We start from the raw sequence: 26,245 nt of genomic DNA, 5'->3' as shown, positions 1-26,245 counted from the left end.
GATCCTTCCCGGCCGAGGCATCGGCCCCAGCCTTCCGGATCACCACCCCACCCACACGATCTTTCGGACAGTCCCGGTCGCGCCGGTGAAGTTGGCGTCCTTGGTGAAGGTCGCGTCGGTGAAGTTGGCGTCTTTGGTGAAGGTCGCGTCGGTGAAGTTGGCGTCTTTGGTGAAGGTCGCGTCGATGAAGTTGGCGCCCCCGGCGAAGGTCGCGTCGATGAAGTTGGCGTCTTTGGTGAAGGTCGCGTCGGTGAAGTAGGCGTCCTTGGTGAAGGTCGCGTCGCCGAAGTTGGCGCCCTCGGTGAAGGCCGCGCCGCCGAAGTTGGCGCCCTTGGTGAAGGTCGCGTCGATGAAGTAGGCGACCTCGGTGAAGGTCACGCCGCGGAAGTTGGCGCCCTTGGTGAAGGTCGCGTCGCCGAAGTAGGCGCCCTTGGTGAAGGTCGCGTCGCCGAAGTTGGCGCCCTTGGTGAAGGTCGCGTCGCCGAAGCTGGCGACCTCGGTGAAGGTCACGCCGCGGAAGCTGGCGCCCTCGGTGAAGGTCACGCCGCGGAAGTAGGCGTCCTTGGCGAAGGTCACGTCGGCGAAGTCGGCGTCCTTGGTGAAGGTCGCGTCGCCGAAGTTGGCGCCCTCGGTGAAGGCCGCGCCGTCGAAGTCGGCGTCCTTGGTGAAGGTCGCGCCGCGGAAGTCGGCGTCCTCGGTGAAGGTCGCGTCGCCGAAGCTGGCGACCTCGGTGAAGGTCGCGCCGCCGAAGTCGGCGTCCTTGGTGAAGGTCGCGCCGCGGAAGTTGGCGTCTTTGGTGAAGGTCGCGTCGCCGAAGTGGGCGCCCTTGGTGAAGGTCGCGTCGCGGAAGTTGGCGAAGCCGAGCTCTGGTTGCTGCCCCTGGCTGATCGCATCTAGCAGGCGGTTTAGCAGATCAGCCGTGAAAACAACTCTGCTTGCGTCAACGCTTGAACCTGGACGCAGGGTGGAGAGGTGTGCTTGGAGTGCTTCTTCGTCGAGGTGTGCCAGACACAGCCCGTTGGATACCGGTGCAGCATTGCAGATTTCGTACGGGCTGGTCTGAGGGCGCAGCGACCCTTCTGGGCAAGTGGTCGGCGCATTCGTGGACATAGAAGCGTTCTACGGCTTCGGATGACCTGCGCGGGCCCCGATGGGGCAGATCGGCCGGAAAGGGCCACGAATCAAACCGAACAGAATTCGGTTTCTGTCTGGTTCGCTGGGTGCTGGCCGGAGCGGGGGTGATGTAGCAGGCGAACGAAATGTCCCGCTAAGGAGCGCTGGGTGGTGTGGCTTAGCGGGATTGGTCGTTCCAGAGCTACTGGGGTCAGCGTGGCGCGATGTGGCCAGTGTCCGTTTGGCTACTCTCGGCTAGTTACCGGTGGGTCGCGCCTACTTTGCGGCCATGCTGGTGGTGTTTCTGAATGATCGTGAGGCAGCTGCCTACGGCCGCTATGTGGGCGCGCCGTCGCAGAGCGAGCTGGACCGGATGTTCTTCCTGGATGACGCCGACCGGGCGTTGATCGCCAAGCGGCGCGGCGATCACAACCGGCTGGGGTTGGCGTTGCAGCTGACGACGGTGCAGTACCTGGGGACGTTCCTGACCGACCCGTTGGATGTGCCGACGGTGGTGCTGGACCGGCTCGCCGGCCAGCTGCAGATCGCCGATCCGTCGTGCGCCAAGCGGTACACCGAGCGGCGCAGCACGCCGTTCGAGCACCGCGACGTGATCAAGGCCGCTTACGGATTGCGGGAGTTCTCCGAGGCCGAGGGCGAGTTCGCGGTGTGGGTGCGGTCGCGGGCGTGGAACACCGGTCAGGGCCCCAAGACCATCTTCACCGATGGGGTGCGGTGGCTGCGGACCAACGCGGTGCTCCTGCCGGGGGTGTCCACGCTGGCGCGGTCGGTGGCGCGGGTGCGGGACCAGGCCGTGGAGGATCTGCACGAGAGGCTGGCCGGTCTGCTGTCGGCGCACCAGCGGACCATTTTGGAGTAGCTGGTGGTGGTGCCGGACGGGGCGCTGTATTCGGATCTGGAGCGCTGGCGCAAGGGGCCGGCCACGCCGAGTGGCCGGAACTTGGAGAAGGCGCTGCACCGGGCCGCCGAGATCGGCGGGGTGGGGCTGGGCGCGTTGGATCTGGACTCGCACGTGCCGCACCGCCGGGTGGTGGATCTGGCGCGGTACGGGATGGCGGCGCGCGCCCAGGCGCTGCGGCGGCACGGTGATGCGCGCAAGCTGGCGACGCTGTTGGCCACGGTCACCTACCTGGAGGCCAAGTCGATCGACGACTGCCTGGAGCTGCTGGATCTGCTGATGGTGACCGAGCTGATCGGCAAGGCCGAGAGCGCCACCGACAAGGAGCGTGCCCGCCGGCACCCGCGGCTGGCCAAGCACTCGGCGCGGCTGGCTGCGGCGGTGGAGGTGCTGTTCGAGGTCACCGCGTTCGGTGAGGAGCTGAGCCTGGAGCAGGTGTGGGAGTCGATCGAGGCGATCGTGCCGCGCCAGCAGTTGCGGGAGGCGGTGGAGGCGGTGTCGGACATGGTGCCGCCGCCGGACGCCGACGCCGACGCCGAGATGCGGGCGCGGCTGAGCGAGCGGATCGCCACGGTCGCCCCGTTCATGAAGATCTTGACCGAGGTCATCGCGTTCGGGGCCACGCCCGAGGCCGAGGCGGTGCTGGCGGCGATGCGGACGGTGCCGCGGCTGCTGGATCGCCGCACCAAGGTCGGTGTCGCCGACATCGACCCGGCGCTGCTGACCGGGTCGTGGAAGTCGCTGGTGCTGCCCAAGTCGGGCGGGGTCGACCGCAACGCCTACGTGTTCTGCGTGCTCACCGCCTTCCACCGGCATCTCAAGCGCCGCGAGGTCTACGCCGAGGCCTCGGCCCGGTGGCGGGATCCGCGCGCGCAGCTGCTGGCCGGGGAGAAGTGGAAGGCCAAGAAGGGGCCGGCGCTGACCGACCTGGAACTGCCCGAGGACAGCCCGGACGTGCTGCTGGCTGTCCTACCCGCGCGCGGAGCACCTGTTCAAGACCGCCTCGGCCGCGCTGGACCCGCACGGCACCGGGTGGACGCTGCATCAGCTGCGGCACTCGGCACTGACCCGGCTGGCGGCCGCCGGGCGTACCGCCGCCGAGCTGCAGGCCAAGTCACGCCACCTGCATCTGGCCAGCCTTGGCCGCTACGTCCGCCTCGGCGAGCAGACCTCCGCGGCCCTCACCGCCGAGCATGATGCCCACGCCCGGCGCCGTCCCACCAACCCGCGAAGGGGCTCGCCCTGACGGTCGAGACGCCCACGGAGGTGACCCGCGCCGATGCCGACGCCGAGTCCGGGGACGAGTCCGGGGGCGATGTCGGTGCGGGGCGGGAGACCTTCGCCGGTACCTCGGTGTCGGCTCACCGCGCGGAGCGTACTGAGGAAGTCAGCGGCATCGGCGTGGGCGTGGGCGGCGAAGGGCGCGTAGCTGGGCCCCACTCGCCGTTCAACCGTCGATGCCGTGCCAGGCAGACACCTTCACGCTTCGGTTGCCTGCGGCACCGCCGAGGATCACTTTGCGTAGCGTGCGGTCGTTGGTGAGGCTCCGCTCATGAAGGACCCTCTGTGGGTTCGCTGTGATCTCGACGTAGTAGGTGCCGTTGGGGACGCTGGTGATGTCGAAGGCTTGCCCTTCGATATCGGCTGGGTAGGTGTCGCCCCAACCGACCGGTAGCGTCTGCCGGACCCAGAGGGCGGTGGGTGAGCCACAGCGGCCGGCGAATCCGAGGACAGGCTGTCGGGGGGCGTGGGGCAGGAGCAAGTTGATCGGGTCGGTTGGTGCGATGCAGAATCCGGTCTTCTGGCTCTTGACGACTGATTTCTGGTCGGCGTCGAGCAGGCGGTAGCGGGCGAACTGCTCGTAGTGCCAGTGGTCGTGGTCGTGGTCGCTTTCAAACCCCATCGACCCGGCCGGGGCCTGCCCGATCACTTTGCCGTTCCGCCAGAAGTATTGGTAGGCGTCCATGGTGAGGGAGCCGTTGTCTTTGCGGAAGGCCTGGATGTCCAGGGGCGCATCGCCGCTTGCCCATACGGCGGCAGCGAAGTTCAACAAGTCCCGGCGTGATTCGGTGCCAGTGCTGATATCCCAGGCGGGCAGCGCGATCATGTCGGGAAGGGAGTCTTTTGGCGGGTTGGTGACAGTCCGGGCCCTAGACAGGGGTGGTGCCTGTGGCGGAACCTGTGTGGATGCTGCGGTCGGTGCCGGGCTGTGGATGCCTGTGTCCTGGCCGTCCACGACGGTCACTTCGACCTTTGACGAAGCGTGCGCTGCGGGGATGTGGAAGAGGTTGACGTAGGCGGGTGTGATCGTCGCCGTCACCTCGTACTTCCCAGGCGTGAGCGGCAGCACTGGAGGAGCATCCGTAGGATCGGCCGCCCAGTCCTTTTGTACGCCCCATACGTGGCCCAGCATGAAGGGGTTGTTGCCGCAGAGCAGGGGGTAAGGCGAGGAATTCGGTGCGGTCGGTGTGAGTCGCGCGGGGTCGGAGGTATTGGGGCAGAAGGAGATCGGCAACGTCGCCTTGACAGTTCCCACTTGGTCTTTGACCGTGAGCCGCAGGAAATTCTTCAGGCCCACCGGTGTTTCAGGTAGCACGCTGGCTGGGAGCCGCCTTGACCTGGTGCTCCCGGAGGGGCCCCGCAGGATCTGGTTGATCTGCAGAGGAGCGGAGTAGCCCTTCCGCGACACTCGCAACTCCAGCGGCGCCCGCCGTGACGCCACCCAGATACCAGGGTCCAGGAAGACCTGCCCGCGCGATCTGGTCAGCGTGATGTTCTTCTGGGCCACCACCAGTTGCAGAAGAGGTTCAGCGGCAGCCGCGGAAGCGGCTTCAGCATTTCCGGGCGTGATTGCAGTGAGCGCGGTCGTGATCGTCACCGCTGCTGCGGACGTCATGTGTGTCCGATACCAGTTCCAGGCCATAGGGACCTTTCGCCTCGTTCACTGGCGCTTGTTCGCTTGCAGAGTGTCGCCGGCTCGCAGGCTCACCGGGAGGTGCGCGGCGCGCCGGGGCGCCCGAACCAGGCCAACGAGGTGAACTGTTCCGGGAACCGGGCAAGGTCGTGATCCCTGACCGCCCGCCGGGCTCCGGCGGCCACGAACAGGAACGGCACCAGCAGAGCGACGACGGCCAGAGATGAGAGCAGTCCGCCATCAGGCCGACCGCCGAGCGCGAGCAGTGCGCCTGCCAGACCGGCCTGGATGAGGCACGCGAGGGTAGTGCCGACCATGGCGGCCGGGGTTGCCGGGTCGGTCCGGGTCCTGCCCGCGCATGAGCACATGAGGGAGTTGGTGCGTCGGGCTACCAGCAGCCGGTAACAGGCGAAGCACACGAACAGGCCGGTTGCCGCCGATGCGGTGGGTACGGTTTGGACACCGGCGGCCAGGAGGGCGGCGAGTAGGAACTCGGCGCCGGCCACTGCGCCGATGATGAAGGGTGCGGCGCGGATCGGCACCACAGTTTCTCGCAGTAGACCCGCGGAGGTCGCTCTCCAATTCTTAGCCTTTGCGAGCGATGTTGAACTGAGAGTGGCAACGAGGTACAGTACGACGGCTTCGCGTACGGCGTCGAGGGCGGTCATGACTCGACGATGATGGTGTTGCGGGGATCGTGGTTGCTCTTGGGCCCCAAACCAAGACGCTTGGCTTCCTCCGGGGTGTAGCCGATCTCCCAACCGACCACCAGACGTGTCTGATGAGGATCTGCGTCGCGGAACTCCTCCAGGGATATCTCCACGATGCCGCGGTCGGCGATCGCTCGGAGCCCCTTGTCTCCCGATATCGCCGCGAGCTTCCGCATTCGATCCCGGGCGTCGTCAGGTATCTCGATACGGTGCACGTACGCGCCCTTGTTGTAATCGAGGAGCTCCTGCAGGAGGACACCTGGCGGTGTCTTCTTGATTCCGGATTCGTAGGCCTTCCACTGTTCGTGTTCGCGTGTGAGGTGCTCGGCGTAAGTGGAGAGCTGTGCCATCGACTGGTCCTTCCGTGGCCTTGGGATTTACGAGATCGCGCAGGGGCCTTCGTCGTCGAATTTTTCACCACAGTATGCGCCGGTGCTGGAGTCGTACTTGTCGTAGCGGGCGACGCATCGCCTGACCCACCCGGTAGGACATGTGTGGACCAACTTGGTTGAACAGTAATGATATCTGTACGTAAGGTAAACCTTCGAGCATTTGGCGGCGGGGAATGCCGCGGCTGAGGCGCTGGTGGAACCTGCCAGGGCACGCACGGCCGGAACCGCGATCGCCAACCCTCCCAGCGTATGCCTGATGAACGCTCGGCGGGTGCTGCGCGGTGGGCTGCCGGGCTTCGCGGCATCGGGTCGTGGGTCGGCGGCGGGCTTGTCGGACTGAGCCATTCTCATACGCTCCTTGAGACGCTGACTTGGTGTCGCGGAGGGCACCTGGTGGCGGGCATAGGACCGCGGCCGGGGCCGAATGATCTCACTCGTCGGGCAAGCGTTACATAGTTGTACAATTCGCGTAACCCAATGCGTTGTCCGGAGTTGGCCATCGCGAGGCGAGTCGAACTAATGCGACCGCTCGGTCATGACTGACTATTTATCTATAGTTTACTTCTACTTTACTATCGCTCTGGCGTCGTCTACCTGGTGTCTCGCGCGAACGCACGGCGCCCCTGCGGACCGAGCGCGCTGAGCACCGCCAGCGCCCTCCGTCGCGCCGTCCCGGCGGTACGCGTCCTGTCAGTAGCGTGTCGGGATGCTCACCACGCTCGCGGTAGAGAACTACCGGTCGCTGCGGCAACTGGTGCTGCCGCTCACTCAGCTGAACATCGTGACCGGGGCGAACGGGACCGGGAAGTCGAGCCTGTACCGGGCGCTCAGGCTGCTGGCCACTGCTTCCCGCAACGGCGCGGTAGCAGCGGTCGCCCGCGACGGCGGACTGCCGGCCACACTCTGGGCTGGACCCGAAAAGGCGGGTCTGACGCGCCGGCCTGCGCAAGGCGGGGCGCGCGTGAAGCCGGTTGCGCTGCGACTCGGGTTCGCGGGCGACACCTTCGGCTACGCGATGGACCTCGGGGTCCCGCCGTCTAGGCCGCACTCGGCATTCCACCTGGACCCCGAGATCAAAGGTGAGGCGGTCTGGGCTGGGCCGCTGCTGCGACGATCAGCGCTGCTCGTCGAACGAGTCGGCACCGCCGTGAAGTTCAGGGACGGCAACGGCTGGAGCTGCGTGCCGTACCAGCTCGGTCCGTTCGACAGCATGCTCGGCACCGCCGCCGATCCGCAGCAGGCACCTGAGCTGTTTCAGCTCCGGGAACGGATGCGGTCCTGGCGTTTCTACGATCACCTGCGCACCGATGAGGGTGCGCCCGCCCGCGCGGCCCGGATCGGGACGTTGACACCCGTGCTCGGCCACGACGGCGGCGATCTCGCGGCGGCGTTGCAGACCATCCGGGAAATCGGGGACGGCGACGCCCTCGACGAGGCAGTCGACCGCGCATTCCCCGGCAGCCGTGTCGAGATCACCGCCCATGGCGGGCTGTTGGAGCTGACGCTGACCCAACCGGGGCTGCTGCGGCCGCTGGGGGCAGCGGAGGTGTCCGACGGCACACTCCGCTACCTGCTGTGGGCCGCTGCCCTTCTGACGCCGCGACCCCCCGAACTGCTGGTGCTGAACGAACCCGAAACGAGTCTTCACCCTGATCTGATCGGCCCGCTCGCCGAGCTCATCATCGACGCGTCCACCCGGACGCAGGTCATCACCGTCACTCATTCCGTGCAACTGGTCGGACAACTGGGCGCCGGGGAACCACAGGACGGGAAGGCGCAGACGATTGAGCTGATCAAGGATATGGGTGAGACCCGGGTCGCGGACCAAGGCATCCTCGACGAACCCGCCTGGCACTGGCCGCAACGCTGACCAGCGCCCGGATCTACCTGAGGGTCCAGGCAGCGCGGCTCCCAAGATCACAGCATCCTCAGCGACTTTCAAGATTGCGATTGCCGGTTTCTGGCGTATCTCGCTGCCTACCAGGTAGCACGCTGCCGGTATCCGCCGGGAACGCCGGCGCCGACCGCCGCCCAGAACGCCATCGAGTCGCGGAAGCGCCCGCCCAGGGTGTGCCACGACAGCCCCGAACACTCCGCCCGCAGCGCCGCCAGTCCCGCGGCCGCCAGCCCGCACCGCTGAAACCGCGGACCGGTGTAAGGCTGCTCCACCCATCCCAGCCCGCAGCGCAGGCACACCCGATAGTCGACCGCGAAGACCTCTTCACCGTCCAGATTCGCCGCCCGCTGCCGCCACCGGGCGCGCTCAGGCGACACGGAGTCCTGCCACGGAGAGTCCAACTGCGGAACCACCGGCCGCCCACGAGGCCGACCCAACCGCCCACCAGTGAGCCGCTCAAGAGCCTCCCGCAACGGCTCACGCCCCGACACCCGCACCACCTCGTGCGCCCGCCCAGCCAACCGCCGCGCCGCACCACGATCACCTTCGCTCACGATGCGTCCTCGGCGTCCTTCGGGGCGCATTCGGGGCAGTCGGTCGCGCCGTGCGCACGACACAACTCCAGCCACCGGATCAGCTCGGCCGCGACCTGGTGGGCACTGACCGACCCGGTCGGCCGACCGGTCTCCGGATCGTAGGTCGGCATGGTGAAACTCTCCCACTGAACCACCCCGACCGCCTTGAGCGCACCAAAGATCAAGCTCTCCGCAGACATGCCCACATCGTGCCGGGCTCACAGCCCGGTAGCTCTGGAACGACCAGTCCCGCCAAGCCGGACCAACCGACGCTTCTTAGCGGGACTTTTCGTTCGCCTGCTACATCACCCCCGGAGCTTGGTCCGGCACCCCTGGAGTCACCTCGATCTGGGCTTCCCCAGCGGCCAGCGAGCCGACTCAACCCGCATTCCGCACCCAACACTCGCATTGGCGTTCTCGCCGCCCAGCACCCTGTACGCCGCGAGCGCGACCGGTCTGATCACCCTGCGGTACACCGACACCGGCCTGACGCAGTGATCCGGTAGAACCGGTGAGAGTGGGCCTACGCTGCTACTTTCAGGTTTTGAGAGGTGAGCTCGGGCTCAAGCAGACGGCGGTGGCGACCCGGTGTGGCTGCCACACCAAACGCCCCACTCCGCCCTGGACGCAAACCGCCCATCACCCGACTGTCGCCAAGATCATGACCAAGTACAGCTAGCTCCCGCGACATCGCAGTCCCTGGAGAGCGCGGCCCTGACTCGGCGTGCCGAGGGCCGCCGCGCGCTCCTGCCGACAACTTGTCCGCGAGCTGCATGTGCCCGGCGAACGCGCCGATCTGTCGCGCGAAGCCGCACTTTACCGGCACCACCGTGCCCGTGCTTCAGGCGATGGGCGGATGTAATGCCCGTTGACCGGAGCTCAAGGTGGGGCCGCTCACGCCAACACTTGGTCCCACGCGCAACGGCCACTCCTACGGGGCGGGCGCCTGGTCTTACCGCCGAGACGGGAAACCCTAACCGAAGGTGATCTTGAGGCAAAAGAGAGATATGTGATACTTAGTGCAGAGATTAGTGCCTTTGGCGGTTTTTGTTCGTGTTCCGGTTGAGGAGGGCACCGAGGCGACCAGTGAACTATCGCCTGGCTGGGCCGAGCAGGACCCGACCGCGTCCCATCAGCAGCCCACCGCGGGTTCCATCCCCTTCAGAGCCTTCGGCAATCCGTCTGCATGCCATGCCCGTCTCGATCATCTTCGCTGACTCGGAGGGACACGACGTGTCGACACTCGCCCGACCTTCTTCCCGCGGCAGATCCGCCGAGGCCGCCCAGCCGTTCAGGGTGCCGCTGCGCAAGGTGGTAGCTGACCTGCGTGGTGGAGGCCCCCTGCACATGTTGCAGACGGTCGGCCAGAACGCCGACGGCGCGATCGCCCGACTCCATCTGGGCCCGTTCCGGCCCTTCCTGGTGTCGCATCCCGACCACCTGAAGCACATCCTGCGGGACCGGAGCGACAACTACCCGCGCGGGGCGGCGATGTGGGACGCGCTGGGGCGGCTGGCGGGCAAGGGCATCGGCGGTGAAGGCGAGCAGTGGCACGCCTCGCGAGAGATCTTGAAGCCCGCCTTCTCCGCGCGCTACTTGAGCGCTGCCAGCGAGCAGATGATCGACTCGATCCTCGGCGCTGTCCAGGATTTGGGACGCCGTGCCGGGGCCGGCCACCCGGTGGACGCCGGGAGGGAGATGACCCGCATCGTCCAGCGGGTCATCGATCCGTTGTTCTTCGGGCGCCTGGTCCCGGCTGGGGAGGGTGACCGGCTGGGCGACGCGATCGCCACGGCGATGGGGAGCCTGCTGTGGCGGATGGCGATGCCCTTCATGCCGCACTGGATCCCCGTCCCGGGGGACCGGGCCTTCCGGGCGGCGACGAGAACGGTGAACGAGATCCTGCGGCCCGTGGTCCACCAGGCGCGCGCCGGAGGCGGTGACGGCAACGACGTGGTCACCCGACTGTTGAACGGCGCCGGCGCTGATGGAGCACCGCTGACCGACGAGCAGGTCTGCGACGACATCGTCGCGCTCTTTGTCGCCGGGAGTGAGTCTTCGGCGATCGCCCTGTCGTGGGTGTGGGTGGCACTCGCGCAGCACCCCGACGTCGCCGAGCGGGTCGTGCAAGAGGTCGACGCCGTGGTGGGCCAAGACCGTCCGCGCTATGAGCACATCCGCAAGCTGAGCTACACGCAGATGGTGCTGAAGGAGGTGCTGAGGATCTATTCGGTCGGCTGGGCGGTGCCCCGGATGGCGCTGAAGGACGACGTGATCGAGGGTGTCGCCATTCCCGCCGGCGCCACGTTGGCGATCAGCCCCTACCTGACCCACCGGCTGGAAAGTGTGTGGCCGGACCCGCACCGATTCGACCCCACCCGGTTCACCCCTGAGCAGAACCGCAGCCGGCACCCGCTCGCCTACGTGCCCTTCGGGTCGGGCGTGCACCAGTGCCTGGGTGAGGCGTTCTTCGGCCAGGAAGCGGCCCTGATCGTCGCGGCGGTCCTCAGCCGCTACCGTGTCGAGGTGGCCGCGCCGGTGGAGCCCAAGCTGTCGCTGACCCTCCAGCCCAGCGAGCCGGTCGAGTTGATCCTCACACCACGCCGGTGACGTGCCTTAACCGATCCCCGCTTCTGGACCCATGCCGCCGGCCGGAAGGACGAACGTGAACGACGAGCCTTTCGCAGGATCAGCGGCCGCAGCGGACGCCTTCGTGGGCGGCGTGACCGCCCGCGAGGCTCTGAGAGTGGAAGGCGACCTCAGGCAGTTCGCGCTCCGCTTTCCGACCCTGCTGCGGATTCCGCCGATCGAGCCGGTCCCTTCGCAGTTGTCTCTGGCGATCGCTTTCGGTGCCCCTGGCTACACCGCGGACCAGCTGCGCGCAGCGGCGCGGACCTCGCTGTGGATCTTCGCGGTTGACTTCCAGGTCGACCATCTGGCGGCCTCCGCTGGCGAGGTCGCCGGCATCGTCGAGCGGTGCGAGAAAGTAGCCGACGGCGGATCCGCAGCCGAGGGCGACGCGCTCTGCGAGGCGCTGGCATGCTTGCGAGAGGATCTGTCCGCCGCGCCGGCGTTCGGTGATCTGGAGCCGGTGTGGCTGGAGGAGCTGCACCGGATGTTGCAGGCTATGGCGCTTGAGTGGAACTGGAAGGACCACGTCCGCCGGACAGCTTCGGCGGACCAGATGGAACAGGCCAGCGGGCAGCGGCGGTCGCTGACGCCGCCAACGACGCTGGAGGACTACCTGGTCATCGCCGACAACTTCGGCTCAGCATGGGTGAACGTGGTCCACTGGATCGCGCTCGACGATCCCGTCATCCTGGAGCACCTGCCTCAGCTTCGCGAGGCGAGCCGCACGGTCCAGTCGGCTCTGCGGCTGTTGAACGATCTCGCCACCAGCGGCCGCGAGGCCGAGTGGGACGACCTCAACGCCCTGAGGCTCGGCGCCGACGAGGTGACCGTCCGGCTCTGCATCGACGACCTTGTGCGACGCCTCGCCGACCAACTGGACCAGCTCCGCGCGACCTGCCCCCACGGGGCCGCCTACCTGGAACACCAGCTGAAATTCAGCCAACAGTTCTATGGAGCCCAGTCCGACTACTGGGGTGATCTTCCTAACAGCGGATAGACCTCGCCGTCTCCAGGGAGGCGATCGGCGGCGCCCGCTCTACCACAACCGGCCGGCGCCTCGAGAAGCCGCCCCTGCTTGCACTGGACCAGGAAGCCGAAAGGCCGATTCGCTTCGCTTGGGTGCCCCAAAGTCATTAGGGTGCCTCTGTGTAATCGGCGGCCCGACGAGTCGGCACCGTCCTCCCAACGAGCCGGGAGGGCACGGACCACGCCTCGTCTGGGCGGCCTCCCCCCGCGCTCATCGGTCTTATGAGGAACTTCATGCGTCCGCGTATTTGGCCTTTCCAACGGCAGGGTCGTGACCGCCAGATCCGACTGAAATCGCGGATCATCTTGATGCTGATCCTCCTCGTCGCACTCTGGGTCTTCAGCTTCTGGGCCACCTCGACCGAGGGCTACAACCTGCTCCAGACCAGCAAGATCGACAACACCGCGGGCCGTCCGACCAAGACGCTGATCACGACCCTGCAGAGCGAGCGGCGCGCCTCTCTGGTCTACCTGGGCGGACGCAAGCACGGGCTCAGCGCCGGCGACCTGCGGCAGCAGCGCGCACACACCGACCAGGTGATCGCCCAGTGGCGTCGCACCGCGAAAGAGGCGCCCGGCGGCAAGATCCGCCGCGCCGTCGCGGCGACCAGCGCCCAGCTCACCAACCTGCCCTCCCTGCGCGCGGCGATCAACAGCGGAACCATCACCCGCGACGCCGCGGCCAAGGGGTTCAACACCGCGATCGACGCCGGCTTCCAGATCGTCAGCGTCAACGCCGAGCTGGACGACCCGGACATCTCAGCCGACGGTCGGGCACTCATCGCGCTGACCCGCGCCCGCGAGATGCTGTCGCGCGAGGACGCCTTCCTGGCGGGTGTGCTGGCGGACGGCCGATTCGGGACAGGCGAGTACGTCAAGTTCGCGCAGACCGTTGCGCTTCGGGGCCAAGCCGAGCAGGATGCCGCCGCGCAGCTTCCCGACGCCGACCGGCGTCGCCTGCAGGAGTTGCAGAGGGGCACCGCCTACTCGGCCCTTCAGCGACTCGAACAGCAGGCGCAGCAGCCCCGGCGCCAAGGACGGACCGCCGTCACACCCGTGCAGTGGCAGGCAGCTACTCAACCGGTGCTGACGGCCATGGACCGGGCGGTCGACATCGGCGGTAACGAAGTGGTCGACCAGGGCACCGTGCTCGGCTATCAGGTCCTTGCCAAGTGGGCGGGTGTGGGCGTGCTGGGTGGAGCGGCCCTCATTGCCGCCATCGTCACCGGCGTCGGCGCGACCCGGAAGCTGGACAGAGGGCTCAAGCGTCTGCTCATGGCGGTCCAGGAAGCCGAGGCTGAGCTGCCCGGCCAGCTGCGGCTGATCGGTGAGGGCAAGCACGCCGGCGTGCGCCCCATCGAGTTCGGCGCCGACGAGATCGGTGAGATCGGGCGGACCTTCAATCGCCTGGTGGCGCAGGTGGTGGAGGCCACCCAAGCAGAGGCCGCCACGCGAGCCAGTAGCCGCCGGATCATCCGCGACTTGGGAGACCGCACCTACTCCCTCATGACTCAGCTTCTTGATCTGGTGACCGCGATGGAGAAGCGCCGCGACATCAACCCCGAGGAACTCCAACAGCTGTTCAGATTGGACGCCCTTGTCGTCCGAGCGCTGAAGAACGCCAGGAACATCGGCTACATCGGAGAAAAGCGCGCCCTGCGCTCCGGAGGTACGAGGCCGGTCTCGCTCTACGAGCTGCTGCGCGACGCTATCGGACAGACACACGCCTACGAGCGTGTGAAGTTGGGCACCTATCAGGACTACGGGCTCGTCGGTTACGCCTTCGAGGACGTCGTCACGATCATCGCTGAGCTCATCGATAACGCGCTGATGTTCTCCGACAAGGTCGTCGAAGTCGAAACCACTCAGGTCGCGCACGGTGTCGCGGTCGTCGTACAAGACCGCGGTTACGGATTCTCCGACGAGGACATTGCCCGCCACAACGAGTTCTTCGCCACAGCGCCCGAGGTGTGGGACTCAGCGCTCAGCCCTGAGGGCAAGGTGAGGATCGGCTTCTACATCATCGCGCAGCGAGCTCGCGCACACGGAATCAAGGTCACAGTTCAAAGCAATGCCTACCGCGGCGCGGACGCCGTGGTGCTCCTGCCGACGAATTTGATCACCGATCCGCCGCCCAGCCACGCGGCCAAGATCAGCACTGCGGCCCCTCAGGTCGCCGTCACCGCCGGCGGCGGAAGCTCAGCCCCCGCTGCGGCGGTCGGACTGCTGGAGGCCCCATCCGAGCGCACTCTGAGGCCGGTCCCCGACGCCGGCGGTCCCGTTACCGCTGATGTGGCAGACGCGGGCGCCGGAGACGTTGCCCCTGCCGTTCCTGACGCGCCCGACACCGTACCGTCCGCAGAAGCGACCACCCCGGGCGGGCTGCCGGTACGCGACCCCGGTAGGAGCCTCGCACCCGAATTGCAGGAGGAGACATCTCCGGCTGACGATGAGCCCGACCCGCTGGAAGGCCGGAGTCCTGAGCAGGTCCGCACGGTCATGACGGCCTTCCAAAGCGGCACCAGGAGAGGGCGGACCGAGGCGGCAAGGCATGCTTCCGAAGAAGACAGCGCCGACGAATGAGCGCTGACAGCCGAAGGCCCAGCGGAGGCACCAAGGGAAGCAACGGCTTCGATTACACCATTGGGTCGATGGAGGTGGTCGTCGCCGCGTTGGCTGCCTCCGAGATCGAAGAGGCGATCAGGGAGTACCAGGTTCGTCTCCCAGACGGCCGCATTACCACCCAATACCGATGCTTTGGACTGGGCCCGGAATACGTCAACCTGCTTCAGTGGTTAACGCAACCACGTTTGTTCGCCGACGTCGTCTGCTATATCGCGCGGACGCGCCAGGCCGCTCACGGGAAGAACAGCATCGATGTCCTCGACCTCCTCGACACGGACCAGGCGCGAGTGGCGATCGATACACTGCGCACCAAGGGCTTGATCAAGGTTGCAGACATTCCCGATCCGACGGAACCCGACCGACTATCGGTCACCGCCATTGTCTGCGCGACTCGCTCCGCCACCGCGCATCCTGAAAATGGGAACACCAATTACGCGGCCGCAGCGCAGAATCGGGAACGCTTCGGCCTGACAGAAGCACATCGGCAAGTATTGGTGCAATGCGCGAAACCTAAGGCTGTAGTCGAACTCGTCGCCGAGGTAGGTGATCATTCGGCCCATCGATTGATCCTCGACCTGCTGAACTGGGAACTCGTCGAGCAACTCGACGCGGACCTCTACAACCCTCGGCTGTACAGAGAACTTCTGGCTGAACTCCGGCGAATGGGCGTCGACGCCCCATCAACCACAAGCAGGGCGCCGAGGCCCAGACGACGGGCCAAATCAGTTCTACGGCTCCGCTGAGGAACCGCTCACCTCGCCCAATACTAAAAGGACGATCACGATGGCTGATTGGATACTCGACGACGTCCTGAGGGTGACCGGAGTCCGGCACGCAGTGCTGGCCACGACGGACGGGCTTGTCAGCGTCAAATCCGAGGGACTCAAAACAGACGCAGCCCAACGGCTGGCCGCCGGCTGCGCCGCGCTGGCCGGCGTAGCCACAGGCCTGGCACGCGACCACGCCAACAGCACCACCCCACCACGGCAGGTCGTGGTGGAACTCGACGGCGCGCTGCTGTTCGTACGCAGAGGGCGCGACACCTACCTAGCCGTCGTAGCCGACCACGCAGTCGATCCCGCTTCACTCGGCCACGCGCTGAAGATAGTTCTCACTGCTATCGGAAACTGACCTGCCGCCGCGCATTTCCGCTGCGCGTCCCCGCCGGTCGCGGCGAAGCGGGCCGCGACGGCAACGCCCCTCCAGCAGGAAGCGGCCTTAACTGCAGGCTGGAAATGATTAAGGCCGCGAAACCGAGAGCCTGCTCGGTGGAAGTAGGCCGTTGCGCCGACCGCGTGGGGGATTCTAACTAGGGTTAATAGGTCATGGCGGTTGGGTGAGTGGACCTGCCGGTTGCGGGGGCGTATGCCGGTTGCATGGCCAGATACCCCCAGGGTGGCGGGTCGACCGCTGCCGGTCAGCACAGACGTGAACGGGTGCGGATGCAGGCCGCGCAGTGGTTCGCCGAGGGCCGTCCGAACGCATGGGTCGCCGCCGAGTTGCGGGTCGGGCTGCGGCAGGTGGAGAAGTGGCGCCAAGCCTGGCGCGCGGGAGGGACTGAGGCGCTGCGGTCCAAAGGACCGCATGGGCGGCCGCGGCTGGATGATGCGCAGTTCGCGCTGCTGGAGGCGGAACTGAACCGTGGTCCGGCCGCGCACGGTTATGCCGATGACCAGCGGTGGACGCTGGGCCGGGTGGCCGGGCTCATCAACAAGTTGTTCGCCATCGACTACACCGTGCCCGGGGTGTCGCTGCTGTTGCGCCGTAACGGCTGGTCGGTGCAGGTGCCCGGCCGCCGCGCGATCGAACGCGACGAGCAGGCCATTGCGGCTTGGAAGCGGGAGGTGTGGCCGCAGGTGGAAGCACCGCGGCGGACCTGGGCGCCTGGATCTGTTTCGAAGACGAGACCGGCCAGGGGCTCAGGCCGCCCAAAGGACGGACCTGGAGCCGGCGTGGACACCGGCCGCAGGTGAAAGTGCACGGCGGCGAGCACGGCAGCCGGGTATCGGTGGCCGGGCTGGTCTGCTACCGGACCGGCGAGCGGTCCCGGCTGATCTACCGGCTGCACCTGTACCGCCGCCGCAAAGGCGAACGCGCCGCCTTCACCCTGAAGGAGTACAAGAGCATGCTGCAGGGCGCCCACCAGCAACTACCGGACGGAAAGATCGTGCTGATCTGGGACAACCTGGGCATCCACCACTCCACGGCGATGCGGGCGTTCATCGATGCCCAGGCCGATTGGCTGACGGTGTTCTACCTGCCGGCCTACGCCCCGGACCTCAACCCGGCCGAGGGCGTGTGGTCGGCACTGAAGCGCTCCATGACCAACTTCCTGGCCGCCGACCTGGACGATCTCGTCGGCAGGCCCGTGAGGAGGATCGGAACGGCCAGTAGCGACAACGACGGGATCTTCGCTTCGGTTTGATCACTTGCCTCGTTTGGCCTGGTCACGGCTCTTACGTTGCCGGGCATGCCAGTGGATTTCTTGTCTGATGAGCAGGTGGCCAGGTACGGGCGGTTCGCGGTGGAGCCGTCGCCGGGTGAGCTGGAGATGTTCTTCCGGCTGGATGAGCACGCGTTGACGCACGCCCGGTCGAAGCGGGCGCCGGCGAATCGGCTGGGGTGGGCGGTGCAGTGGGGTGCGGTGCGGATGCTGGGCGCGTTCGTGACCGAGGACCTGTCGGCGGTGCCGGAGGTGGTGGTGCGGTTCGCCGCAGAGCAGGTCGAGGTCGATCCGGCGGAGTTCGAGGCGTATGCGCAGCGGCGGCAGAGCCGGTACGAGCATGCGTGGGAGATCCGGGACGCCTTCGGCTACACCGAGTTCGAGTCGGCGGAGGAGCAGGCGCGCGCGTTCGTGGGCGCGTGGGTGTGGGCGTCGCAGGAAGGGCCACGGGCGCTGTTCGACCGGGCGGTGGTGTGGCTGGTGGAGCATCGGGTTCTGCTGCCGGGGATCACCACGCTGACGCGTCTGGTGGCCGAGGTCCGCCGGGTGGAGAACGCCCGGTTGTACGGCCTGCTGGCCGAGCGGACGCCGGCCGAGACCGCTGCGGCTCTGCGGGGCCTGCTGCGAGTGCCGGAGGATCGACGGGTGTCGGAGTTGGAGCGGCTGCGGACCTCGCCGGTGAAGGCGTCGGGCCGGGTGCTGGTGCGGGAGTTGGATCGGGTCGCCGAGATCGCCGGGATCGGGGCCGGGTGGGTCGAGACCGAGCCGGTGCCGGCGGTGAAGCTGGCGGCGCTGGCCCGGTACGGGATGGCGTCCAAGGCACCGACGTTGCGGGATCTGGAGGAGCGGCGGCAGACCGCGACGCTGCTGGCCACGGTCCGGCATCTGGAGACGGCGTCGATCGACGATGCGCTGGATGTGCTGGATCTGCTGATCACCTCGAACCTGCTGGCCAAGGCGGAGCGTGCGGGAAAGGCCGAGCAGCTGCGGACGTTGCCGAAGCTGCGCAGCGCCGCCCGGCACGTCGCCTCGGCGATGGAGATCTTGATGAGCGCGCCGCAGGCGACCGAGGACCGCCTGGTCTCGCTGGCGGAGGTGTGGAACGAGATCGAGCGGGTGGTGCCGCGGGAGAAGCTGTCGGCGGCGGTCGAGGTGATCGCGGCGTTCGTGCCCGCCACCGACGACGACGCGGCGGCGGCGTGGCGGGCCGAGCTGGTCAAGCGGTACCGGACGGTGCAGCAGTTCATCGAGCTGCTGCTGGAGACGATCGAGTTCCGGGCGGTGGAGGCCGGGCGGCCGGTACTGGCGATGGTGGCCGCCGCGGCCGCGATGGCCAAATCGCGCCGCCGCTATGACCGCGCGGACATCGCCGCGCACGAGGACCTGGTGACCGGGTCGTGGCGGCCGCTGGTGTTCGCCAATCCCGATCTTCCCGCAGGTCAGGTCGACAAGGCCGCGTTCACGCTGTGCGCGCTGATGCACCTGCACACCGCGCTGCGCCGCCGGGATGTGTTCGCCGCCGGCGCCGACCGGTGGAGCGACCCACGCGCCCGCCTGCTGGAAGGCCAGGGCTGGGACGCGGCGCGGCCGCGGGTGCTGGCCGCGTTGGAGCTGGAGGAGGAACCGGCCGGGCACCTGGCCGAACTCGCCTCCGCGCTGGAGGGCGCCTACACCCGGGTGCTGGACGGACTCGGGGGCAACACCGCGGTGCAGTTCGTCGGCGGACGTCTGCGGGTGGAAAAGCTCGGGCCGTTGGCCGAGCCGCCGCTGATGACCGAGTTCCGCGCCCTCATCGACCAGATGCTGCCGCGCGTGGACTTTCCCGAGCTGCTGCTGGAGGTGTTCGACCGCACCGGCCTGGCGGCCGACTTCACCCACATCTCCGGCGCCGACCCCGCGATGGAGGACTTCGCGGTCAGCCTGTGCGGATTGATCGTGGCCGAGGCGTGCAACGTCGGCCTGGCCCCGATCGAGAAACAGAACGTGCCCGCCCTGACGCGCGCCCGACTCCAGCAGGTCGACCAGGGCTACCTGCGCGCAGAGACGATCTCGGCGGCCAACGCCCGCCTGATCGCCGCTCAATCCGGGATCGACATCGTGAACTGCTGGGGCGGTGGGCAGATCGCCTCGGCCGACGGGCTACGGTTCATCGTGCCGGTCGCGAACCTGCACACCGGCCACAACCCGATCTACTTCGGCCGCCAGCGCGGCGCGACCTGGCTGAACGTCGTCAACGACCAGGTGATGGGCATCGGCGGCCTGGTCGTGCCCGGAACCCTGCGCGACTCGCTGTTCATCCTGGACGCCATCCACACCATCGACGGCGGCCCCCGCCCCGAGACCGTGGTGACCGACACCGCCTCCTACTCCGACATCGTATTCGGGCTGTTCGCGATCTGCGGCTACCAGTTCTCCCCGCGCATCGCCGACCTCGCCGACACCCGCCTGTGGCGCACCAACACCCGCGCCACCTACGGGCCTCTCGATCACATGTCCCGCCACACCGTCCGCCTGGACCGCATCCGCGCGCACTGGGCCGACATGCTCCGCGTTGCCGGCTCGCTCACCACCGGCACGGTGCGGGCCTACGACCTGATCAGGATGCTGTCGCGCGACGGTCGCCCCACCGGCCTGGGCGACGCGTTCGCGCACTACGGTCGGATCTTCAAGACCCTGCACCTGCTGCAGTTCATCTCCGATGACGGCTACCGCCGCATGATCGGCACCCAGCTCAACGTCCAGGAAGGCCGCCACCGCCTGGCACGCCGGATCGCCTTCGGCAACCGCGGGCAGCTCCGCCAGCGCTACCGCGAGGGCATGGAGGACCAGCTCGGCGCCCTCGGCCTGGCGCTCAACGCCGTGGTGTGGTGGAACAGCCTCTACCTGGACGCCGCCGTCAAGCAGATCCGCGCCGACGGCTTCCCCGCCACCGACGACATGTGCGCCCGGCTCTCACCCATCGCCTACGAGCACATCAACTTCCTGGGCCGCTACGCCTTCACCCGCGCCGAAGTCGCCACCGGCCTGCGTCCCTTCCACAACCCCGACCAGGACGCTGCCGACCACCCCCGAAGGACGTTCGTGAAGGGCATCAGGGAGTAGGGGATGGGACGATTGGTTGCGATAGGGCCTGGTAGGCCGTGGACCGCCCGATCTTCAGGATGCGGGCTGCCTCGGTGACCGAGACGCCGTCCTCCACCAGACGGTGAAGGGTGGCCAACTCGGCCGGGCCGATCGCGTGGGGGCGGCCGATGCGTTTCTTGCCTGGCAGCATCCGGCCCTCGGCCTCGCGGCGCTGGGCGGCGGCGATGCCCTCGGCCTGCCGTTCGGCGCGCAGCTCCAGCTCGTACTCGGCGGCCGCGGCAAGGACCGCGAACATGAACCGGCCCTCCTTGGTGTCCAGGTCGAAGTTCTCGGTCAGGCTGACGACCTTCACGCCGCGCTCGCGCAACTCGTTGACCGTGGTCAGCACGTGGCCGGCCGACCGGCCCCACCGGTCGGACTTCCAGAACTTCAACGTGTCGCCCGCCCGGGGGCGCGCCAGCAGCGCCTCCCACTCTGGCCGCGCCACACCGCGCTTGCCCGACTCCTTCTCGGTGACCAGCTCGTCGTAACCACTGGCCTCCAGCGCGTCGAGCTGGAGCTGCGGGTTCTGATCACGGGTGGAGACCCGCGCGTACGCCCAGACGGTCATCGGCCGATAGCCGTGGCCCGCACGCCCGGGGCGGAGGGGTCCTCCCGCCGCAGGACGGCGACCAGGCCCCGCGCCACCGTGTGCGGGTCGGCGACTCCGGCGGCGCGCAGCGGATCGATCACCAGGCCCACAGGCCCGAATCACTCAGGCGCGAGTCGTTGCGGATCTTGTTGGTCGAGCCCACCAGGCGATCTCCCAGCATCCAGAAACATCCGCTTTTCCGGACAGGGTAGTGGCGGTGACCGGTTGCGGACCGGGTGCGGCGAGACCATTCCGGGTCGACCACCGGTGCTGATCTTGCCGTCGGGGTGATGATGTCGGTATGACACGGGGTGTACTGGCATGGGGCGGGGCCGTGATCGCTGCAGGCTCGGCGATCTGGCTGGTGGGGTATTTCGTGGTGGCGGGGTTTCATCCGGCCGACACCCTGGCGGTGATCGGCGCGGTGGTGGGGATCACCGGGGTGGTGCTGGCGGTGGCCGGGCTGGTGACCGGTCGGCGGGGCGGGCAGTCGGTGACCGGGTCCGGGGTCGGTGGTGGCCTCGCGCAGGTGCGGGGCGGCAAGAACGTGAGGATCCACCGCCGGGGACGGTACTTCGGGGCCGGGGCGCCGGCTGCGCCGGTGCCGGACGGGCAGCCGGTGCCGCCGCCGGCGGAGGGTGGGCAGTCGGTGACCGGGTCGCAGATCGCCGGACCGGTGGACCAGGTCGATGGTGCCAGCGGAGACGTTGAGTTGCGGGAGGAACCGTAGCCGGGTGGCCCCGGCGGCGCTCCGAGCCTCAGGAGGGGGTGCCGGCGGGCTTCAAGCGGCGTGCGCGCGGCCAGCAGATGGTGGCCGGCTCGGTGGTGTTCGGGTCGGTGACCCAGATCGCCGGGGTGCGGGGCGATGTGCGGATCGAAGGCGAGCGGCCGCTGTATCGGCTGGAGGCCCTCCCCGCCGCTGGGCTGGTGGTGCCGGTGGACAAAGCGCGCCGGCGTCCGGGGCTGTTGTTGCAGGCGGGCTTGCAGCAGGTGCCGTTTGCCGGGCGTGTCGAGCAGCTGGGGCGGTTGCGGGCGTGGCGGGACCGGCCGAGTGAACCGGTGCTGCTGGTGCACGGGCCGGGTGGACAGGGCAAGTCCCGGCTGGCCGCACGGTTCGGCGAGGAGTCGCTGGAGGCGGGATGGCGGGTGCTGGTGGCCCGGCACGCCGATGACCCGGCCACGGTGGCCGCCCCCGACGCCAGAGCCGCCGGTCCCCGCCGGGAGGCGGGGGTGCTGGTGCTGGTGGATTACGCCGAGCGGTGGCCGGTGACCGATCTGCTGGCGTTGCTGGGCGATGCCGCCGGACAGGGGGCGCGGGTGCTGCTGCTGGCGCGGCCGGCGGGCGCGTGGTGGGACACCCTGGCCTTCAATATCGACAAGTTCACCACGGCGGCGGCCCCGGTCCGGCTGCCGCCGTTGGGAGACCAGATCGACCGGGCCCGACTGTTCACCGACGCCCGCGACGCCTTCGCCCGGGCCTTGAACGTTCCCGCGGACCCGGTGCGGCCGCCAGCCGGCCTGGACGCGCAGCCGGGGTTCGGGCTGGTGCTGGCGGTGCACATGGCGGCGTTGACCGCGGTCGACGCCGCCTTCCGCAAGATGGTGGCGCCACAGGACCTGGCCGCGATCTCGGGGTATCTGCTGGCCCGGGAACGTGATCACTGGCAGTGGCTGCACCGCAACACCGACGTGGCCGTGGACGCCGGCGCGATGGGGCAGACCGTCTACACCGCGGTGCTGACCGGCTCGCAGGCCTACGGTGATGGGCTGGCGGCGGTGCGGTCGGCGCAGATCGGCACCAGCGTGCACCCCGACCGGGTCCTGAAAGACCACGCGGTCGCCTACCCGCCCAGCGCTCCCGACAGCGTGCTGGAGCCGTTGTATCCCGATCGGCTGGGCGAGGACCTGCTCGCGCTGTCGACCCCGGGCCACCAGACCGCCAGCGGCTACCCCGCTGATGCCTGGGCGGCCCAGGCCGCCGCCCGCATCATCACCGCCACCACCGATGAAGATGGTGCGCCGGAGGTGGGGAGCCGGGAGGATGGGCCGGTGTGGGCGCGGCCCGCGTTGACCACCTTGGTACAGGCTGCGGCCCGCTGGCCGCACATCGCCACCACACAACTGGCCCCGCTGCTGACGGCCCGTCCGCGCCTGGCGCTGAGCGCCGGAGGCGCCACGCTGGCGGCCCTGGCCGGTATCGACGCCCTGGATGTCACCGTGCTGGAAGCCATCGAGGCCGTCCTGCCCGAAGGCTCGCATGTGGAGTTGAACGCCGGGATCGCCGCCTTGACCCAGCGACTGGCCGCCCACCGCCTGCCCACCGCCGACCCCGCCCAGCGCGCCCGCATCCAAGACACCCTCGCGGTTCGCCTGTCGAATGCCGGTCGGCGAGACCACGCCCTGGCCCAGGGACGTCAAGCCGTCCACATCTGGCGCCGGCTGGCCGCTGCCAACCGGGCCGCCTACCTGCCCAACCTGGCGACCTCGTTGAACAACCACGCGAACCGGTTGGCCGAGACCGGGCAGCGCGACGAGGCGGTCCTGGTCTCGCAGGAAGCCGTTGATGCCTACCGGCAGTTGGCTGCCGCCAACCGAGCCGCCCACCTGCCCAACCTGGCCGGCTCGTTGAACAACCACGCGCTGCGGTTGGCCGAGACCGGGCAGCGCGACGAGGCGGTCCCGGTCTCCCGGGAAGCCGTCGAGCTGCGCCGGGAGTTGGCCGCTGCCAACCGGGCCGCCTACCTGCCCGACCTGGCCGGCTCGTTGAACAACCACGCAGCCCTGCTGGCTGGAACCGGGCAGCGCGACGAGGCGGTCCTGGTCTCGCAGGAAGCCGTTGATGCCTACCGGCAGTTGGCTGCCGCCAACCGAGCCGCCTACCTGCCCAACCTGGCGACCTCGTTGAACAACCACGCGGTGCGGTTGGCCGAGACCGGGCAGCGCGACGAGGCGGTCCTGGTCTCGCAGGAAGCCGTTGATGCCTACCGGCAGTTGGCTGCCGCCAACCGGGCCGCCTACCTGCCCGACCTGGCCGGCTCGTTGAACAACCACGCAGCCCTGCTGGCTGGAACCGGGCAGCGCGACGAGGCGGTCCCAGTCTCGCAGGAAGCCGTTGATGCCTACCGGCAGTTGGCTGCCGCCAACCGAGCCGCCCACCTGCCCAACCTGGCCGGCTCGTTGAACAACCACGCAGCCCTGCTGGCTGGAACCGGGCAGCGCGACGAGGCGGTCCCAGTCTCGCAGGAAGCCGTTGATGCCTACCGGCAGTTGGCTGCCGCCAACCGAGCCGCCTACCTGCCCGACCTGGCCGGCTCGTTGAACAACCACGCGAACCGGTTGGCCGAGACCGGGCAGCGCGGCGAGGCGGTCCCGGTCTCCCGGGAAGCCGTCGAGCTGCGCCGGGAGTTGGCCGCTGCCAACCGGGCCGCCTACCTGCCCGACCTGGCCGGCTCGTTGAACAACCACGCAGCCCTGCTGGCCGAGACCGGGCAGCGCGACGAGGCGGTCCCGGTCTCGCAGGAAGCCGTTGATGCCTACCGGCAGTTGGCCGCTGCCAACCGAGCCGCCTACCTGCCCGACCTGGCCGGCTCGTTGAACAACCACGCAGCCCTGCTGGCCGAGACCGGGCAGCGCGACGAGGCGGTCCCGGTCTCCCGGGAAGCCGTCGAGCTGCGCCGGGAGTTGGCCGCTGCCAACCGAGCCGCCTACCTGCCCAACCTGGCGACCTCGTTGAACAACCACGCGGTGCGGTTGGCCGAGACCGGGCACCCCGGCGAGGCGGTCCCGGTCTCGCAGGAAGCCGTTGATGCCTACCGGCAGTTGGCCGCTGCCAACCGGGCCGCCTACCTGCCCGACCTGGCCGGCTCGTTGAACAACCACGCAGCCCTGCTGGCCGAGACCGGGCAGCGCGACGAGGCGGTCCCGGTCTCGCAGGAAGCCGTTGATGCCTACCGGCAGTTGGCTGCCGCCAACCGAGCCGCCCACCTGCCCGACCTGGCCGGCTCGTTGAACAACCACGCAGCCCTGCTGGCCGAGACCGGGCAGCGCGACGAGGCGGTCCCGGTCTCGCAGGAAGCCGTTGATGCCTACCGGCAGTTGGCTGCCGCCAACCGAGCCGCCTACCTGCCCGACCTGGCCGGCTCGTTGAACAACCACGCAGCCCTGCTGGCTGGAACCGGGCAGCGCGACGAGGCGGTCCCGGTCTCCCGGGAAGCCGTCGAGCTGCGCCGGGAGTTGGCCGCCGCCAACCGAGCCGCCTACCTGCCCGACCTGGCGACCTCGTTGAACAACCACGCGGTGCGGTTGGCCGAGACCGGGCACCCCGGCGAGGCGGTCCCGGTCTCCCGGGAAGCCGTCGAGCTGTGCCGGGAGTTGGCCGCCGCCAACCGGGCCGCCTACCTGCCCAACCTGGCCGGCTCGTTGAACAACCACGCGAACCGGTTGGCCGAGACCGGGCAGCGCGAGGAGGCGGTCTCGGTCTCCCGGGAAGCCGTCGAGCTGCGCCGGGAGTTGGCCGCCGCCAACCGAGCCGCCTACCTGGCGGATTACACCCGGAGTGTCACGGTGTGGGGGCACGTGCTGGTGCAGGACGCTCGATTCGGCGAGGCGGTCGCTCCCTTGGTGGAGGCGTTGGTGACCGGGCAGGAACTTCCCGAGTATGCCCAGGGCATCGTCGGCACGATCGTTGATCTGCTACGCCGCTGCCATGCCGGTGATGCCGCCGAGGCAGACAGGGCGTTTCGCGCGGTCACCGGCCAGGACGTCCCGGATTGGATGAAGCAGCCACCAGCTGCTCCCGAGGGCTAATGTTGCGCTGGCCGGCCCGTACCCCCGCCGGGCCCGGGCGTCCGGAAATGTGTACTTTTCTGGACACACTGAGCCTTTTTCAGTGTGCTGCGGTCTCGCAGAGTTGCAAGGTGTGGATGGCTTTGGCGAGGCGGCCGGCGCGGTGGGGGCAGCAGCGTAGCTTCCGTAGGATTCGCCATGACTTGAGCTGGGCGTTCGCTCGTTCTCCAGGTCCCCGGAGCTTGGCGTGTGCGCGGTTGGCGTCCTTGAGCGGTTCGGGCTTGTCGCGTCCCTTGTAGGGCGTGAGGACGTGCGCGCCGGCGCCCTGGTACGCCTTGTCTGCCAGCACGAGCAGGCCGGTGGCGGCCAGTGCCCGGATGATGCCCCAGATCCGGGCCGCGGCCAGGTCGTGGACTGAGCCGGGCAGCGGTCCCGACACCCACAGCAGTGCCCCGTCCGGCGCGGCGATGACCTGGAGGTTCATGCCGTGGCGGCGATGC

At 68.5% G+C, this 26,245-nt stretch carries 22 protein-coding genes; 13 read left to right on the top strand and 9 right to left on the bottom strand.

The features are described 5' to 3' along the window. Window positions 1-39: 39 nt before the first annotated feature. On the bottom strand, window positions 40-1,110 hold the full coding sequence (locus ABD296_RS42180; RefSeq protein WP_344281505.1) for a pentapeptide repeat-containing protein: 1,071 nt from the start codon (window positions 1,108-1,110) through the stop codon (window positions 40-42). A 292-nt stretch (window positions 1,111-1,402) separates the two neighbouring features. On the opposite strand from ABD296_RS42180, the gene ABD296_RS42175 reads away from it, so the two are divergent. Both ABD296_RS42175 and ABD296_RS42170 read left to right on the top strand, forming a co-directional pair. Beyond that, window positions 1,403-1,993, top strand: coding sequence for a DUF4158 domain-containing protein (locus tag ABD296_RS42175; RefSeq protein WP_344281503.1), 591 nt, complete (start codon window positions 1,403-1,405; stop codon window positions 1,991-1,993). Window positions 1,994-1,996: 3 nt separating this feature from the next. Continuing rightward, window positions 1,997-3,229, top strand: a complete 1,233-nt coding sequence (locus ABD296_RS42170; protein ID WP_344281501.1) for a hypothetical protein — start codon at window positions 1,997-1,999, stop codon at window positions 3,227-3,229. A 250-nt stretch (window positions 3,230-3,479) separates the two neighbouring features. On the opposite strand, the gene ABD296_RS42165 is transcribed toward ABD296_RS42170, so the two are convergent. The 3 genes from ABD296_RS42165 to ABD296_RS42155 all read right to left on the bottom strand — a co-directional run bounded on the left by ABD296_RS42165 (window position 3,480) and on the right by ABD296_RS42155 (window position 6,006). Beyond that, window positions 3,480-4,928 (bottom strand): lysyl oxidase family protein, encoded by a 1,449-nt coding sequence (locus ABD296_RS42165; protein WP_344281498.1) that lies wholly within the window; start codon window positions 4,926-4,928, stop codon window positions 3,480-3,482. An 89-nt stretch (window positions 4,929-5,017) separates the two neighbouring features. Then, window positions 5,018-5,614, bottom strand: coding sequence for a MauE/DoxX family redox-associated membrane protein (locus ABD296_RS42160; protein ID WP_344281495.1), 597 nt, complete (start codon window positions 5,612-5,614; stop codon window positions 5,018-5,020). After that, entirely contained in the window at window positions 5,611-6,006 is a 396-nt protein-coding gene (locus tag ABD296_RS42155; protein WP_344281492.1) for a hypothetical protein, read from the bottom strand. The genes ABD296_RS42160 and ABD296_RS42155 overlap by 4 nt, the downstream gene beginning before the upstream one ends. 748 nt (window positions 6,007-6,754) lie before the next feature. Here ABD296_RS42155 and ABD296_RS42150 point away from each other — a divergent pair. Further along, window positions 6,755-7,918 carry an AAA family ATPase gene (locus ABD296_RS42150; RefSeq protein ID WP_344281490.1) on the top strand — a complete coding sequence of 388 codons (1,164 nt, stop codon included), beginning with the start codon at window positions 6,755-6,757 and terminating at the stop codon, window positions 7,916-7,918. A 107-nt stretch (window positions 7,919-8,025) separates the two neighbouring features. Here ABD296_RS42150 and ABD296_RS42145 read toward each other — a convergent pair whose 3' ends face one another. Both ABD296_RS42145 and ABD296_RS42140 read right to left on the bottom strand, forming a co-directional pair. Next, window positions 8,026-8,322, bottom strand: a complete 297-nt coding sequence (locus ABD296_RS42145; RefSeq protein ID WP_344281487.1) for a hypothetical protein — start codon at window positions 8,320-8,322, stop codon at window positions 8,026-8,028. Window positions 8,323-8,495: 173 nt separating this feature from the next. Continuing rightward, window positions 8,496-8,651: a hypothetical protein gene (locus tag ABD296_RS42140; RefSeq protein ID WP_344281484.1), complete on the bottom strand. Its 156-nt coding sequence runs from the start codon at window positions 8,649-8,651 to the stop codon at window positions 8,496-8,498. A gap of 1,102 nt (window positions 8,652-9,753) precedes the next feature. On the opposite strand from ABD296_RS42140, the gene ABD296_RS42135 reads away from it, so the two are divergent. The 8 genes from ABD296_RS42135 to ABD296_RS42100 all read left to right on the top strand — a co-directional run bounded on the left by ABD296_RS42135 (window position 9,754) and on the right by ABD296_RS42100 (window position 20,347). Beyond that, window positions 9,754-11,130 carry a cytochrome P450 gene (locus ABD296_RS42135; protein ID WP_344281511.1) on the top strand — a complete coding sequence of 459 codons (1,377 nt, stop codon included), beginning with the start codon at window positions 9,754-9,756 and terminating at the stop codon, window positions 11,128-11,130. Window positions 11,131-11,185: 55 nt separating this feature from the next. Beyond that, window positions 11,186-12,148: a terpene synthase family protein gene (locus ABD296_RS42130; protein WP_344281480.1), complete on the top strand. Its 963-nt coding sequence runs from the start codon at window positions 11,186-11,188 to the stop codon at window positions 12,146-12,148. Window positions 12,149-12,486: 338 nt separating this feature from the next. Further along, window positions 12,487-14,760, top strand: a complete 2,274-nt coding sequence (locus tag ABD296_RS42125; protein ID WP_344281477.1) for a sensor histidine kinase — start codon at window positions 12,487-12,489, stop codon at window positions 14,758-14,760. Window positions 14,761-14,828: 68 nt separating this feature from the next. Beyond that, a complete protein-coding gene (locus tag ABD296_RS42120) occupies window positions 14,829-15,545 on the top strand; it encodes a hypothetical protein (RefSeq protein WP_344281475.1) in 717 nt (238 codons plus the stop codon). Between the two features lie 40 nt (window positions 15,546-15,585). Beyond that, complete coding sequence (locus ABD296_RS42115) at window positions 15,586-15,933, top strand: roadblock/LC7 domain-containing protein (RefSeq protein ID WP_344281472.1); 348 nt, start codon at window positions 15,586-15,588, stop codon at window positions 15,931-15,933. A 245-nt stretch (window positions 15,934-16,178) separates the two neighbouring features. After that, entirely contained in the window at window positions 16,179-16,775 is a 597-nt protein-coding gene (locus ABD296_RS42110; RefSeq protein ID WP_344281469.1) for a winged helix-turn-helix domain-containing protein, read from the top strand. Then, complete coding sequence (locus ABD296_RS42105) at window positions 16,679-17,227, top strand: IS630 family transposase (protein WP_344281508.1); 549 nt, start codon at window positions 16,679-16,681, stop codon at window positions 17,225-17,227. The genes ABD296_RS42110 and ABD296_RS42105 overlap by 97 nt, the downstream gene beginning before the upstream one ends. Window positions 17,228-17,272: 45 nt before the next feature. Further along, complete coding sequence (locus tag ABD296_RS42100; protein WP_344281466.1) at window positions 17,273-20,347, top strand: Tn3 family transposase; 3,075 nt, start codon at window positions 17,273-17,275, stop codon at window positions 20,345-20,347. Here ABD296_RS42100 and ABD296_RS42095 read toward each other — a convergent pair. Next, entirely contained in the window at window positions 20,337-20,939 is a 603-nt protein-coding gene (locus ABD296_RS42095) for a recombinase family protein (protein ID WP_344281463.1), read from the bottom strand. The two genes, ABD296_RS42100 and ABD296_RS42095, sit on opposite strands and share 11 nt — an antisense overlap. Continuing rightward, window positions 20,936-21,070, bottom strand: coding sequence for a hypothetical protein (locus tag ABD296_RS42090; protein ID WP_344281460.1), 135 nt, complete (start codon window positions 21,068-21,070; stop codon window positions 20,936-20,938). Before ABD296_RS42090 ends, ABD296_RS42095 begins: the two co-directional genes overlap by 4 nt. Before the next feature lie 191 nt (window positions 21,071-21,261). Between ABD296_RS42090 and ABD296_RS42085 the strand changes: the two genes are divergently transcribed. Then, the gene (locus ABD296_RS42085; RefSeq protein ID WP_344281457.1) at window positions 21,262-21,690 is read left to right on the top strand and encodes a hypothetical protein; all 429 of its coding nucleotides are present in this window, start codon (window positions 21,262-21,264) and stop codon (window positions 21,688-21,690) included. 38 nt (window positions 21,691-21,728) lie between these two features. Further along, on the top strand, window positions 21,729-25,766 hold the full coding sequence (locus tag ABD296_RS42080) for a tetratricopeptide repeat protein (protein ID WP_344281454.1): 4,038 nt from the start codon (window positions 21,729-21,731) through the stop codon (window positions 25,764-25,766). Window positions 25,767-25,845: 79 nt separating this feature from the next. Here the strand turns inward: ABD296_RS42080 and ABD296_RS42075 are convergent. Next, the coding region (locus tag ABD296_RS42075) for a transposase family protein (protein ID WP_344281451.1) at window positions 25,846-26,245 on the bottom strand (400 nt) is incomplete at its 5' end.

Source organism: Actinomadura napierensis (assembly GCF_039529375.1).
Classification (GTDB): Bacteria; Actinomycetota; Actinomycetes; order Streptosporangiales; family Streptosporangiaceae; genus Spirillospora; species Spirillospora napierensis.
This window is presented reverse-complemented; position numbering and strand designations above follow the sequence as displayed.